We start from the raw sequence: 13,608 nt of genomic DNA, 5'->3' as shown, positions 1-13,608 counted from the left end.
AAAGATGATGGTGATTATTTTTTAATCTTTTCTTAAATTAGATATATTTTTAAAGTATAAAAAATTATAATGAGCCGCATTCAAAATCACATGACTTTTCAGAAAGATATTTAAAGCTATTTCTTACGCATTTTTTTGTGCTTTAAGTCAAGATCATAGAAGACCAATAGGCATGCAACGAAGTCTAATGTATTTGAATATAAATAGAGAATAGTTGGATGAATACTCATACTGAAGGGGTAATGTATGGAACACGAACAACCACAGATTAATCAGATTTTGTCTGATATTGATTTTATACAAGCTTTAAAAAATCTAGAAAAAATTGATTTAGTTTCGTTTATTTCAAGATTACCTTTACCGATCGCAATTTTAGAAATGGATTCGCGTTTAATTGGTGTAAATCAGCAATTTGCAGATATTTTCCAAAGTGATGCATTATATTTAAGTGGTAAATTGCTGAATAATTTTTCGAATATTATTTATTCGCACTTCATCATGGCGATTGAAAAATTTCAAGATGGTGAAGAACAAGCAAATTTTGAGTTTTATTCTAAAGGACATTTTTATTTATCTTATTTTAAGGTATTGCATGATATTGAAAAAAATATTAATGCAGTGATTTTAATTTGTGCCGATGTCACGCGTTTAAAGCGCCGTGAAAAAGTTTTAATTTTAAATAATCAAAAGTTACATGATCATTTATTTATTGATGATCTTACAGGTTTGCCAAATAAAATGGCTTTTGATCGTTTTATTCAAGAAAAAGTTGTAAAAAATAAGCAAACTTTATATGCATTTATGAAAATTGATTTAGATCATTTTAAAAAGTTTAATCAAGTACATAGTTACACTTACGGTGATGAAATTTTAACTGAAATTGGACGACTATTAAATGATGAGTTAAACGCAGACTATGCACATATATTTCGTTTAAATTCAGCAAGTTTTGTGATCGTTGTACAGGGAATGACGCAGTGGGCTGTGTTAACTTTAGCAGAACGTTTAAAAATTAAAATTATGCAGGAAAATATTGCTCTAGATACATTAAAAAACGAAATTTTAACAGCTTCAATTGGTATTTATCATCTGAGCGCTGAACAAGATCATGATATTTTACAACAGTTAGATCTTGCTGTGCGTCAGGCAAAAGCACAAGGTCAAAACTCGATTCATGTTTTAAGTACATAAGTGAAATAGGTTAACTAAAATAACCATAAATAGATTTGAAGATGATCAATCTAAAGCCTAAGAATGCGTTGCGTCTTTATACAATAAAAGCGCAGAAACATAACAATAGGAATTGTTTTGAAATAGATGTCTAGTCAGGCATTTCAGGGTAGAATGAGCAAGGCTAAAATATTGAGTTAAATGACTCACCATTTGAATTTCGAGGCAAAAGTGACCGCAATTTCTAATGTGAATGCAGATGTATTAAAGCAAGCGCAACAGCGTATTCAGCAGGATTTACAAACAGCATTAGAGGCTTTTTCTCTTCCTGAACCCTTAAAGTCGGCAGTACATCATGCTGTAATGTTAGGCGGGAAGCGTGTTCGTCCTGCTCTATGTTATGCAACTTCACAATTACAGGAAAATAATCCTAACTTTGCAGCAGTGCGCCGTGCGGCTATTGCGATTGAATTAATACATTGTTATTCGTTGGCACATGATGATTTGCCTTGTATGGATAATGATTTATTACGTCGAGGACAACCGACATGTCATGCTGCTTTTGGTGAGGATACCGCTTTATTGGCGGGTGATATTTTACAATCAATGGCTTTTGAGGTGTTGGGAAGCCGATTATTTGATCAGATGCAAGCAGTGGAGGCTGAAATTGTATTAAAACAAATGCAAATTTTAGCGACAGCATCTTCAAAAATGGTTTGTGGTCAAGTCCTTGATTTACAGGCTGAAGGTAAGCATGTAGATCAGGCTCAGCTAGAAAATATTCATCGTAATAAAACAGGTGCTTTAATTCAGGCAGCAATTATGATGGCTGCAGTTACTATTTTTAAAGGTACAGATCAGGCAATTCCTCAATTAAGACAATTTGGGCAAAGCATAGGTCTTGCATTTCAGGTGCAAGATGACATTTTGGACATCATTTCAGATACTGAGTCTTTAGGAAAAACAGCAGGTAAAGATGAACAAGTTGATAAATCAACATATCCTGCATTAATGGGTTTGGAACAAGCAAAAATCTATGCTCAGAGTCTGCATAATCAAGCCTTTGAAGCACTTTCTTATTTTGGTGAAAATGCCTTAGAACTCAATCAAATTTCTCAATTTTTGCTTTCACGTAAAAGTTAAAGCTGAGTTTTAATTTAAAAAAGTTGAAATCTAAAACCGATTTAGATTTCAACTTTTATTTTTTCTAAGACTCGATTTATTTGTGATTTTCTATAAAACTGGTCAATGTTTGATAACATGATGCAGCATCTAAGTGTTTAACAGTCTGGACAATTTTTTGAATTTCTCCCTTTGTCCATTGTTCTTTTTTTGCAATAAAAACGAAAGAAGCAAGCCAAATAAAAGGTGGGTCTTGTGGTCTAAGATATAAATGTTTAAGTTTTTTCAATTTTATTTTCCAACGTATGTTTATGATTATATTTTAAGAAATTCAAGTTGTTTGAATTAAAAATAGGGCTCTTTTGAACCCTATTTTCAATAACTTATAGAATACGCTTTTATTTTGATTCTTGGTAGAGTTGATCTGCTTTTTCAAAACGCTCAATAATTGCAGTATTTGGTTTTTTACTCGCTAAACTCACTACAATAATGGCAATCATAGAAGCCATAAAGCCCGGAATAATCGAATAAAGATCTGTCTGAATGAGTTGAGGAACAGTGACCCAAAGAATCACAACCACAGCACCCACGACCATACCCGCAATTGCACCTGACAACGTCATACGTTTCCAGAACAAAGATAAAATAATCAGTGGACCAAACGCTGCACCAAAGCCTGCCCAAGCATTTGCAACTAAGCCCAAAACTTCTGAATCAGGATCATGTGCCAGTACAATCGCTAAAATTGCGATCAGTAAAACCATCAATCGACCGATCCAAACCAACTCTTTTTGTGAGGCATTTTTACGAATAAAAGCTTTATAAAAATCTTCAGTCAAAGTGCTTGAGCAGACCAACAACTGACAGCTTAATGTACTCATAACAGCAGCCAAAATTGCAGCAAGTACAATACCTGCAATCCATGGATTAAATAAAATCTTGGTTAATTCTATAAAAATCGTTTCATGATTTGCTGTTACATTGCTCGCTAATTCTGGATTTAAATAGAAGAATGCAATACCAAAGAAGCCTGCTGTAACTGCACCACCTAAACAGAGAATCATCCAACTCATTCCGATACGACGTGCATTTGGAATAGATTTTACTGAGTCAATTGCCATAAAGCGCACAAGAATATGTGGTTGACCAAAATAGCCTAAACCCCAAGCCAAAGATGACAACACAGCAACTGTACTTAAATTGGTAAATAAATCTAGAGCTTGTGGGCGAGCAGCTTCAAGTGCCATAGTGACATGTGATAAATCACCAATGCTCAAAATGGTAACGATAGGGGTCAGTAATAAAGCAAAAATCATCAAAGTTGCTTGAATGGTGTCAGTCCAACTGACTGCCAAGAAACCACCAATAAATACATAACTGATGGTCGCAATCGCACTAATCCAAAGGGCATTATTGTATGACATGTCAAACATACCTTCGAAAAGACGTGCACCTGCCACCATGCCAGAAGCACAATAAACTGCGAAGAAAATCAGAATGACCATTGCTGAAATGACACGTAAGACTTTTTTACGATCATCAAAGCGATTTGAAAAATAATCAGGTAAGGTTAGCGCATTGTTTTGTATTTCAGTATGTACACGTAAACGACCTGCCACCAACAGCCAGTTGAGCCATGCACCGATGATGAGACCAACAGCGATCCAGATTTTGGATAAACCAAATAAGTAAATCGCGCCTGGTAAGCCCATGAGTAACCAGCCACTCATATCAGATGCACCTGCCGATAAGGCAGTGACGAAACTTCCTAAACGACGTCCACCTAAAATATAGTCAGAAAAATCTTGAGTTGCTCGGTAAGCCATTAAGCCAATAACCAACATGGCGACTATATAAAAAATAAAGGTAATTAAGGTAGGGTCTAGGGAGCTCATACGCAATCCAAGTGTATGGTGGACAACAATTGAAATGATTAAATTTCAAAAATAACGTGAAATTTAAGCATAAATTCACAATTTTTGCTGACTATTTATTGTGCAAAATAAAAATAGATCATTTAAAAATGACCTATTTATTTGAAAATTATATAAATTATTGATTTCGACCCATAACGCCACGAATCGTATTTAGGATATCAGCAGGCAAGACAACAGTTTTGGCATTGTTAGATTTTGCCATGTCTTGCATGGCTTTCACATATTGTTCACCCAATAAATATGCGACAGGAATTTCTTTATCTCCAACTGCACTGGTCACCATTTCGATGGCTTTTTGTGATGCTTCAGCTAAGACCACTTGGGCTTCTGCATCACGACGAGAAGCTTCTAAGCGACCATCTGCCTCTAAAATAGCAGCTTGTTTTTCACCATCTGCTTTGGTCACTGTAGCACGACGTTGGCGTTCGGCTGCGGCTTGTGCTTCCATTGCTGACTGCATGGTTGGTGAAGGCTGAATATCTTGAATTTCAACAGTTTTTAGCGTAATCCCCCAGTCGGAAATATCATCTGAAATCGCTGCTTTTAGCTTTGCTTTAATATGGTCACGTGAAGATAATGCATCATCTAAATCCATTTCTCCCACGATAGAACGTAGTGAGGTCTGCACGAGGTTTTGAATCGCCCATGTATAATTCTCAATACCATAAACTGCTTTTTCGGGAGTAGTAATATTAATATAGGCGACAGCATTCATTAAAAGTACAGCATTGTCACGTGTAATCACTTCTTGGGAGGGAATATCTAAGACTATATCTTTGGTGGTAATTTTATAAGCAACTTCATCTACATAAGGAATGATAAAATTGAGCCCAGGATTTAGAGTACTATCATATTTTCCTAAACGCTGCACAATCCATTTATAACCTTGCGGAACAATACGTACACCTTTAAAAATAGTGACACCAACAAAAACTAAGAGTGCTAATACAATAATTGAAGCAACTGACATTTTTTATTCCTCATTTTTAAAAATCATTATAAAGATGATGTGCTTTGATGGGGCTGAATGACTAAATCATTACCCAAAATATCAATGACACGAACCCGATCACCTACAGCAACAGGAGAAAGTGTTCGACAGTTCCATTCATCAGCACCTAAAACAGGCATAGGAAAACGAACTTTGACTTGATCATGTGCTAAGTTGATTTGAATCACCATGCCAACTTGACCAATTGTGGCTTCACGCGGTAAACCCGCTTTAGTTTTATCAATGGAGAGCGGTTTAATGAATTTAAACCAAAGTACGGTGCATGTGATTGAAAAAATAATCCAAAGAATGACTTGGGTTGAAAAAGATAAGGATGGAAAAAGCCAAGAAAATACGGCAACAAGCATTGCTGCAATACCAAATAACAAAGCAGCAAAGGAAGGTAAAATGAGCTCAGCAATCATGAGCAAAACGCCCAACACTAACCAGTGCCAAGGTTCTATAATAAAATTCATACATCTACTCGAATTGTGATCATTGATATAGATGACGGATCATCTATATCAATGTAACAGATCAAAACTAGATTGAGTATTAAAAAATCAGTTTATTTGAGTAGATGTATTACATCAAATTTTCAGCTTGAGCAAAATTAAATTGCTGCTTTGGGTGCAGGTTTAAAGGCTGCTGGAGATTTTTTGAAATTGTTAATCGCAGCTTGAATGGCAGTGATCTTCAATTGTGCTGCTTTTTCACCTTCTAAAATGGCTTGATTACTTGCTTTTAAATCTAAAGTACCCAAATGCCCAACTTTAGGTTGAATCACAATGTTGGCTTGTGAAAGTTCAGAGTTAATACTTTGTTGCCCCATAATATTGATGGTTTGGTCGAGTAAACCCCACATATTGATCGGTTGGCTGCCTGAAGGGCGTGCGGAAATATCAACAGCAATGACGATATCAGCCCCCATATTTTTGGCTGTTTGCACAGGAATAGGGCTGACTAAGCCACCATCTACATATTGAGTTTTACCAATGGTCGTAGGTACAAAAACATTAGGAATACTACAAGAAGCACGTACTGCTTGACCTGCATTACCTTTAATAAACTCAGCTTTTTTGCCGTTATCTAAACGTGTTGCAACCGCAGCAAAGCGGATCGGAAATTTTTCAATTGGTTTATTACTCACATTACTATTGACATAGTTTTGGAGTTTTTCACCTAATACAATCCCTTGTCTGTTTAAGGTTAAATCACGAAGATCTGACTCTTTAAGCTGTTGAGCAATTTGTTGCATTTGATAAGGTGTTTTACCACTTGCATAAATACTACCGACAAAGCTGCCTGCACTTGTACCTGTCACAATTTTAGGTTTAATTCCATGTGATTCGAGCACTTTAATCACACCAATATGTGCAAAACCTTTAGCACCACCGCCGCCAAGTGCAAGGGCAATGATAGGTTCACGTGCTTGAATTGTTGTAGAGGTTTTGGGTGCTGTTTGTGTCGTTTTATCACAACCAACAAGGGCTAAACCCATTAAACCAATCAGACCGAAATGTTTCACTTGCATGGTACTTGTCTATTCATCAATGAGGCAAAATATGGGCATCATCTGAACAGATTACGCCATTATTTTCTAGCGCTTTTTAAACAGTTTTTGTAACGGTTTTGCCAGACGCTCAGGGTTTTTAGGTGAAAAATTACCTTCATAATACTGAAAAATACATGCTAAATCGGCTTCATAATCTCCGCTTGGGTGTAATACACCTAAACAACGAATCACTTTATGGTCATAATCTAAAGCAAACATTACAATTGGAATGTGTGCACCTACTGCGATGTGGTAAAAACCACTTTTTATTTTTTCAGCTTTATTACGTGTGCCTTCAGGTGCTATTGCTATCCAAATTTTTTCAGTATGTTGTATCACCTTGATGATTTGCTCAGTGAGACCATGCGGCGAGTCACGTTGTACAGGAATGACACCAATCCATTTAAAAATACGGTCAAAAGGGGGCTTAAATAAGCTATCTTTTCCAAAAATAGTGACACGCAAGCCAATGCCAAGCATGGCTAAAAAAGCATATAAACCATCAAAGTTTGAGGTATGTGGTGACACAATCGCAACCGCTTTAGGTAAATTTGGAAATTCGCCCTCAAAGCGCCAACCTTGTGCAAGATATAGTTTTCTAAATAAAGCTCTACTTTTTTTGGTTCCTCGTTGGGGAACTTGATCGGGTAGTTCTGGAAAATGTAATGTCATTGTTTTTACATCAAGCTAAAACTATTTGTAAATATTAAACTTTCAAGTAAAAGATTACATGGATAAATTGTAATAATTGGTCAATATAAGTGTGTTGGAGCGCAGCTCAGGTGTATGAAAAGGTCAATCTTAATATAGCAAAAGCATCACATTTATATGTTTTGCTCTTTTCTTTGTATTGGGCACAAGGTTTACCTGTGGGTTTTATGACGCATGCACTGCCTGTGATTTTACGTGCGCAAGGCGTGTCATTAGCACATATTGGTGGCTTTGGTTTATTGATGGCACCTTGGGCAATCAAAGTCTTATGGGCACCTTGGGTTGACCGTTTTGGGGGATCAGCTTGGGGGCATTATCGAAGTTGGATTGTACCTAGCCAGCTTTTGACTGTGATGATCTTAATCATTTTGTCTTTTTTACCCATTCAAGCACTCAATCAGCCAATGTATTTGTTTGGGTTCTTTATTGCTTTGTTATTCATGAATGGCATTGGTGCCACACAAGATATTGCAACCGATGCTTTGGCAGTCAATATTTTAAAAGGAGAGCAACAACACTGGGGCAATATGTTTCAGGTTGTAGGTTCTCGATTGGGTTTTATTGTTGGTGGTGGGGCAATTTTGTGGGCACTTGATCGTTTGACATGGCAAACGACATTTTGGGTTTTGGCAGGTATTGTATTACTGAATATTTTTCCTATTTTATTTTATAAAGAGCCTATTCATCAGGTCAATTTTGAAAAAACCAGCAAAAATAACAAGCTCATTCCGTATGATGTATTACCCAAACTCAAAGCATATTTGCATTATTTTGTTCAAAGTAAAATGATGTTGTATTGGTTGATTGTGCTTTGCAGTATAAAAATTACAGATGGCTTAATGGGACCCATAACGAAACCTTTATTGGTTGACTTGGGGCTATCTTATGCACAAATAGGTATTTATATCACTATGCTTGGTGCTGTAGCTGCGTTAGGTGGTGCTGCTATAGCGAGTATATTTTTACACTATTTTTCTCGTGGTCAGGCTTTAATTATTTTTTCACTTTTAAAGTTATTGAGTCTTTTCGGTTATGTCGCTTTGGCATATCAATTTGAATATCAGCAGCAGATCAATACACATTTAATTTATTTGATCAATGCCTTAGAAGACATGTTTTCTGCAATGCTCTTGGTCGTTGTTTTAACTTTAGTAATGCAATATAGTCGTAAAAGCCATGCAGGGACTGACTTTACATTTCAAGTATCAATCATGGCATTGGTGAGTGGGTTGTTATATAGCCTAAGTGGTATTTTGGGTGATGCTTTAGGTTATTTCCATTATTTAGTGGTAATTTTGGTGATCGGTTTGGTTAGTTTTATACCATTAATATTATGGTATCGTATTTTTTTAACTCAAGAAAAGATGAAAATTAAACCAATGTAATAAAATGGTATATAGAAAAATTGATTTTTTTCATGGTATTAAAGTGTTTTCTTAAAGCCAATTCAGTTTAAATTAAGTGATTCTTAAGGTTCATTTTTTAAAGTAAAGCATCTTTTATGAGTTGATCAGACCGAGATGTTAGGCTTTATTCAGAAAATTACAGATAAAAAAAGAACAGTTTCTCTTACAGTATTTAGTTTATTAATGGCTGTGTGGTTGGGTGTATGTTTAAATTTTGCATTTTATCAGCAAATTCATCGGTTAACGCCTTATCAAGGCTTTAAATCTTATGTTTTTTTAGCAGCAACAGCCTGTATTTTAGTTGCTTTATATAACTTAATTTTACAAATTTTTGCATGGAAATGGACGCAGAAAGTCATCACGATTGTGTTGCTTTTTGTAGGTGGATTTAGTGCATATTTTGTGAATTCTTTAGGCGTAGTGATTTCACCTGATCAAGTCCAAAATATGATGCAAACGGATCCTGCTGAGGTTCGTGATTTGATCTCATTACGTTTTATATTATGGGTTTTTGCTTTTGTTGTTTTGCCAATCGCTTTTGTGTTGTGGATACAGATCGGTACAGAATCATGGTCTAAAGTTATCTTAAAAAAAGTGGCGAGTGCTTTTGCATCTATCGCCGTAATTGGTTGCTTTTTATTTATTTATTATGTCGATTTTGCTGCTATTTTCCGTGAGCATCGTGATTTAAAAGGCATGATTTCTCCACAAAATGTCTTTGCTGCAACCAGCTCTTATTTTCATAAAAGAGCACCTAAACAAAATTTACCTTTGATTCATTATGGTGAAGATGCTCATTTAGTTGAAGATACTTCAACACAACGCCATCCTAAACTTATGGTGTTGGTTGTGGGTGAAACGGCACGTGCTGAAAGTTTTTCTTTAAATGGTTACGCTAAAAATACCAATCCAAATTTATCAAAACAGACAGGAATTTTAAACTATAGCCAAGTGAGCTCATGTGGCACAGCGACAGCAGTTTCTGTCCCATGTATGTTCTCTGGTATGCCAAGAAAGGAATATGATGAGCAATTGGCAAGTCATCGTGAAGGTATGTTAGATATCGCGCAACGTGCGGGTTATAAAGTAACGTGGATTGATAATAACTCAGGGTGTAAGGGCACATGTAATCGTGTAGAGCAGTACAAAATTCCTGAAAACTTAAAACAAAAATGGTGTAAAGATGAGGAATGTTTAGATGGTATTTTGGTTGATAGTTTAAAACAATATTTATCTGAAATTGCAAAAGATGATAAAACCCCACGTTTAATTGTATTGCATCAAATGGGCAGTCATGGTCCTGCGTATTACAAACGAGCATCAGCGCAGTATCAAAAATTTAAACCTACTTGTGATACAAATGCGATTCAAGGATGTACACGTGAAGAATTATTAAACAGTTATGATAATACGATTGTGTATACTGATGATGTACTGAATCAAGTGATTGAATTATTGAAAACCCAAACACAATATCGTACTGGTTTTTGGTATCTCTCTGATCATGGTGAGTCGACAGGTGAACACGGAATGTATTTACATGGTGCGCCTTATGCGATTGCACCAACACAGCAAACACATGTACCTATGATTCTTTGGTTTTCAGATGATTGGAAAAAATCTCATGCTCAACAAATTGAGTGTTTAGCGGCACAAAAAAATAAATCTCTAAGTCAGGATAATTTATTTCCAAGTGTCTTAAGTTTGTTAGATGTGAAAACTCAGGTGATTAACCAAAAGAACAATATGCTCAGTCAATGTACTGTACGTAGCTAAAGGAAATCAAACATGACCAAAATCTTAATGATAGAAGATGATTTTATGATTGCTGAATCAACGCTGACATTGTTGCGTTTTCATCAATATGAAGTGGAATGGGTCAATAACGGTTTAGATGGCATCAAACAGTTAACTCAGCAACAATTTGATTTGATTTTACTTGATTTGGGTTTGCCTATGATGGATGGCATGCAGGTGCTAAAACAAATCCGTCAACGTGTAACAACACCTGTATTAATTATTTCAGCGCGTGATCAGTTACAAAATCGTGTGGATGGTTTAAACCAAGGAGCAGATGATTATCTGATTAAACCGTACGAATTTGATGAGTTAATTGCACGTATTCAAGCCTTATTAAGACGTGCAAACCAAACTAAGTCTTTACAGGCAAATGCTGAAATTCTTAAAAATGGTGATCTCGTTTTAGATGTGGAACAACATCTAGCCATATTCAAAGGTGAAGCTATAGAGCTTTCTAAACGTGAATGGGCAATTCTTATTCCATTGATGACTCATCCAAACAAAATATTTTCTAAAGCCAATTTAGAAGATAAGTTATATGCTTTAGATAGTGAAATTAATAGTAATACCATCGAAGTTTATGTACATCACATTCGTTCAAAATTAGGTAAAGATTTTATTCGTACAATTCGTGGTTTGGGATATCGACTAGGGCAAAGCGTAGCTTAGTATATGAAAGAAAATCAGCACTATTCCCTTCGAAAGCGTTTAATCGCTTATGTTTCTTTATTTAGTGTCATCTTAGGATGCGTGCTTATTTTCACTGCATATAAAATTTCTTTACATGAAACGACTGAGATTTTAGATGCACAAATGGTGTATTTGGCTGAACGTTTGGAGAAAAATGTTCGTCCTTTAGAAAGTCAATTTAGTCATCAAAAACGTTATCATGAAGAAGACTTATTTGTTGATGTTTGGGCATATTCTGAACGTAAAGATTTAACCCATGAAAATCATTATCTGATTGAACCTAAAACTAAAGCAGGATTTTATACCCAAGAAACTGAACATGGTACATGGATCGCTTATGTGCTGCCTACTGAACAATATCAGATTCAAATTAGCCAACAATTTAAAGTCAGAGAACACCTCGCTTTTGAATTAGCAGGGACGATGTTTTTGCCCTACTTAGTGATTATGCCACTGGCTTTATTGGGTTTGATTTTAATTATTCGCCGAAGTTTAAGACCTTTGGATACGTTTAAGTCTGAATTATCACGACGTGATCCGAACTCTTTATCCTCTATTCAAAATAATGATTATCCTCAAGAATTAATCCCTACGATCAATGAAATGAATCATTTATTTGAACGAATTTCGTTATCGCAACAAGAACAGCGCCAATTTGTAGCAGATGCAGCACACGAACTCAGGACGCCAATTACAGCTTTAAATTTACAAACTAAAATTTTAATGAGTCAATTTCCTGAAGACCCCAACTTATTGAATTTAAGTAAAGGTTTAGCGCGAATGCAGCATTTAGTTACACAACTTTTAGCGCTTGCAAAACAAGATTCATCTTTAAGAAATGAGCGCATTGCAACTCACTTTCAGTTAAATGATGTGGCATTAAATTGTGTTGAACAATTGGTTAATTTAGCCATGCAAAAGGACATTGATTTAGGTTTTTTAAGAAATGATACTGTGCAAATGTATAGTATTGAACAAAGTGTTCATTCGATTATTTTTAACTTAATTGATAACGCAATTAAATATACGCCTAATACAGGCATTATTAACATTTCAGTTTTTGAAGACTTACATGGTTTTGCATGGATCAAGATAGAGGACAGTGGAGCAGGCATAGACGCTGACTTATATGACAAAGTGCTGAAACGTTTCTATCGCGTGCATCATCACTTAGAAGTTGGAAGTGGTTTAGGTCTATCAATTGTAGATAAAGCAGTACAGCATTTACATGGTGAGTTACAGCTTTTACGCAGTGAAGAGTTGGGTGGGCTTGAGGTTTTAGTGAAGTTACCTACACAGTTGATTGAAAAGTAATGCAAAATTGATCAATTTTGTATTTACAATTTGATAGTGATATTTTTCTGTGAGATGAGGTAAAAGGGCTCAAACCGAACCTTTTTACCTATCATGACGTTTTATCTAACTTTTGAGTATAAGGGTAATTAATCATAATAGTTTTCAAATTACTGATATTTAAAAGAATGGTGATTTTTCCTAGTAATCATTAAATTAGGCTGCTTTAAATTTTTTATAGAAAATAAGATATAAGAATGCATTGATGGCAAAAATAACCCAAGCAGTCCAAAGGTTATGGCTGAGAAAATGTGCACCTCGCATCATTTGCCCCCAACCCATTACAAAACCTAAAATTAACCCTAAACCAAGAAAAATATAAGCACATCGAGGTGAAGCCAAACGATAAACAAAATACCCTGTTATTAAGGCAAAACCTGAACAAGCATGTCCCCCCGGAAAGCAATGTCCTTGTGTTGCAGAAAAATCCCAATTAAATCCAGAGCTTGTCATTTGAATCATATTCCATGGGCATGCATGGCGAGATTGTGATTTTAATAGACCAATCACAGCCATTGAAAATAAACTCACCCAAAACATATAACCATAAAGCCAGCGAGAAGGTTTTAGTTTTTCTAATTTAAAAGAGGCAAGCCATAAAAATAGAAAACTCACATAAACAATAATGAGTAGATATTTTAAATATTTATGGTTCCATTGTACTAAATAGTAATTATCACGATACAAAAAATGTCCAGATTGATCCATCCAAGGATGAATAAGATATTGATCTATTGCACCACCAACAGGAAAAAAGAGCCATAATATTGCAAAAGTGATTAGGCTAATAAATATATAGGTTAATGCTATTTTATTAAATTTTGATAGAAGCATATCGAATTAAATGTAAAAGATAGATGGAAATATAGTTGA

The 13,608-nt window shown here is 35.4% G+C and carries 13 protein-coding genes; 6 read left to right on the top strand and 7 right to left on the bottom strand.

Translation table 11 applies throughout. From position 1 onward, the window contains the following. Nucleotides 1-246 precede the first annotated feature (246 nt). Nucleotides 247-1,191, top strand: coding sequence for a GGDEF domain-containing protein (locus tag HX005_RS03115; RefSeq protein ID WP_286376246.1), 945 nt, complete (start codon nt 247-249; stop codon nt 1,189-1,191). Nucleotides 1,192-1,401: 210 nt separating this feature from the next. Next, the gene (locus HX005_RS03110) at nt 1,402-2,313 is read left to right on the top strand and encodes a polyprenyl synthetase family protein (RefSeq protein WP_286376245.1); all 912 of its coding nucleotides are present in this window, start codon (nt 1,402-1,404) and stop codon (nt 2,311-2,313) included. Between the two features lie 76 nt (nt 2,314-2,389). Here the strand turns inward: HX005_RS03110 and HX005_RS03105 are convergent, their stop codons facing one another. The 6 genes from HX005_RS03105 to HX005_RS03080 form a co-directional block, all read right to left on the bottom strand. Beyond that, nucleotides 2,390-2,581, bottom strand: a complete 192-nt coding sequence (locus HX005_RS03105; RefSeq protein WP_107007481.1) for a hypothetical protein — start codon at nt 2,579-2,581, stop codon at nt 2,390-2,392. Nucleotides 2,582-2,690: 109 nt separating this feature from the next. After that, entirely contained in the window at nt 2,691-4,187 is a 1,497-nt protein-coding gene (gene putP / locus HX005_RS03100; RefSeq protein ID WP_286376244.1) for a sodium/proline symporter PutP, read from the bottom strand. A 157-nt stretch (nt 4,188-4,344) separates the two neighbouring features. Beyond that, nucleotides 4,345-5,199, bottom strand: coding sequence for an SPFH domain-containing protein (locus HX005_RS03095; RefSeq protein WP_107007483.1), 855 nt, complete (start codon nt 5,197-5,199; stop codon nt 4,345-4,347). Nucleotides 5,200-5,225: 26 nt separating this feature from the next. Next, nucleotides 5,226-5,696 (bottom strand): NfeD family protein, encoded by a 471-nt coding sequence (locus HX005_RS03090; RefSeq protein WP_107007484.1) that lies wholly within the window; start codon nt 5,694-5,696, stop codon nt 5,226-5,228. 137 nt (nt 5,697-5,833) lie between these two features. Next, nucleotides 5,834-6,754, bottom strand: a complete 921-nt coding sequence (locus tag HX005_RS03085; RefSeq protein WP_286376243.1) for a patatin-like phospholipase family protein — start codon at nt 6,752-6,754, stop codon at nt 5,834-5,836. A gap of 66 nt (nt 6,755-6,820) precedes the next feature. Beyond that, nucleotides 6,821-7,447: a lysophospholipid acyltransferase family protein gene (locus tag HX005_RS03080; protein ID WP_286376242.1), complete on the bottom strand. Its 627-nt coding sequence runs from the start codon at nt 7,445-7,447 to the stop codon at nt 6,821-6,823. 134 nt (nt 7,448-7,581) lie between these two features. On the opposite strand from HX005_RS03080, the gene HX005_RS03075 reads away from it, so the two are divergent. From HX005_RS03075 to HX005_RS03060, 4 genes are all read left to right on the top strand, one after another. Beyond that, nucleotides 7,582-8,871: an MFS transporter gene (locus HX005_RS03075; RefSeq protein ID WP_286376388.1), complete on the top strand. Its 1,290-nt coding sequence runs from the start codon at nt 7,582-7,584 to the stop codon at nt 8,869-8,871. 135 nt (nt 8,872-9,006) lie between these two features. Then, nucleotides 9,007-10,668, top strand: coding sequence for a phosphoethanolamine transferase (locus tag HX005_RS03070; RefSeq protein WP_286376241.1), 1,662 nt, complete (start codon nt 9,007-9,009; stop codon nt 10,666-10,668). A 12-nt stretch (nt 10,669-10,680) separates the two neighbouring features. Then, nucleotides 10,681-11,361 (top strand): response regulator transcription factor, encoded by a 681-nt coding sequence (locus tag HX005_RS03065; RefSeq protein WP_286376240.1) that lies wholly within the window; start codon nt 10,681-10,683, stop codon nt 11,359-11,361. Between the two features lie 3 nt (nt 11,362-11,364). After that, a complete protein-coding gene (locus tag HX005_RS03060; protein WP_286376239.1) occupies nt 11,365-12,696 on the top strand; it encodes an ATP-binding protein in 1,332 nt (443 codons plus the stop codon). Nucleotides 12,697-12,891: 195 nt separating this feature from the next. Here the strand turns inward: HX005_RS03060 and HX005_RS03055 are convergent, their stop codons facing one another. Next, nucleotides 12,892-13,569, bottom strand: coding sequence for a phosphatase PAP2 family protein (locus HX005_RS03055; RefSeq protein ID WP_286376238.1), 678 nt, complete (start codon nt 13,567-13,569; stop codon nt 12,892-12,894). Nucleotides 13,570-13,608 lie beyond the last annotated feature (39 nt).

Origin of the sequence: Acinetobacter sp. R933-2, from assembly GCF_030325485.1 — a bacterium.
Lineage (GTDB): Bacteria > Pseudomonadota > Gammaproteobacteria > Pseudomonadales > Moraxellaceae > Acinetobacter > Acinetobacter sichuanensis.
Note: the sequence above shows the minus strand (reverse complement) of the source record. Positions and strands in the feature narration are given on the sequence as shown.

Bases quoted from the DNA above. Each gene is read 5' to 3' on its own strand.
- HX005_RS03115 (WP_286376246.1), top strand. From the start codon at position 247: ATGGAACACGAACAACCACAGATTAATCAGATTTTGTCTGATATTGAT.
- putP (WP_286376244.1), bottom strand. From the start codon at position 4,187: ATGAGCTCCCTAGACCCTACCTTAATTACCTTTATTTTTTATATAGTC.
- HX005_RS03095 (WP_107007483.1), bottom strand. From the start codon at position 5,199: ATGTCAGTTGCTTCAATTATTGTATTAGCACTCTTAGTTTTTGTTGGT.
- HX005_RS03090 (WP_107007484.1), bottom strand. From the start codon at position 5,696: ATGAATTTTATTATAGAACCTTGGCACTGGTTAGTGTTGGGCGTTTTG.
- HX005_RS03085 (WP_286376243.1), bottom strand. From the start codon at position 6,754: ATGCAAGTGAAACATTTCGGTCTGATTGGTTTAATGGGTTTAGCCCTT.
- HX005_RS03080 (WP_286376242.1), bottom strand. From the start codon at position 7,447: ATGACATTACATTTTCCAGAACTACCCGATCAAGTTCCCCAACGAGGA.
- HX005_RS03070 (WP_286376241.1), top strand. From the start codon at position 9,007: ATGTTAGGCTTTATTCAGAAAATTACAGATAAAAAAAGAACAGTTTCT.
- HX005_RS03065 (WP_286376240.1), top strand. From the start codon at position 10,681: ATGACCAAAATCTTAATGATAGAAGATGATTTTATGATTGCTGAATCA.
- HX005_RS03060 (WP_286376239.1), top strand. From the start codon at position 11,365: ATGAAAGAAAATCAGCACTATTCCCTTCGAAAGCGTTTAATCGCTTAT.
- HX005_RS03055 (WP_286376238.1), bottom strand. From the start codon at position 13,569: ATGCTTCTATCAAAATTTAATAAAATAGCATTAACCTATATATTTATT.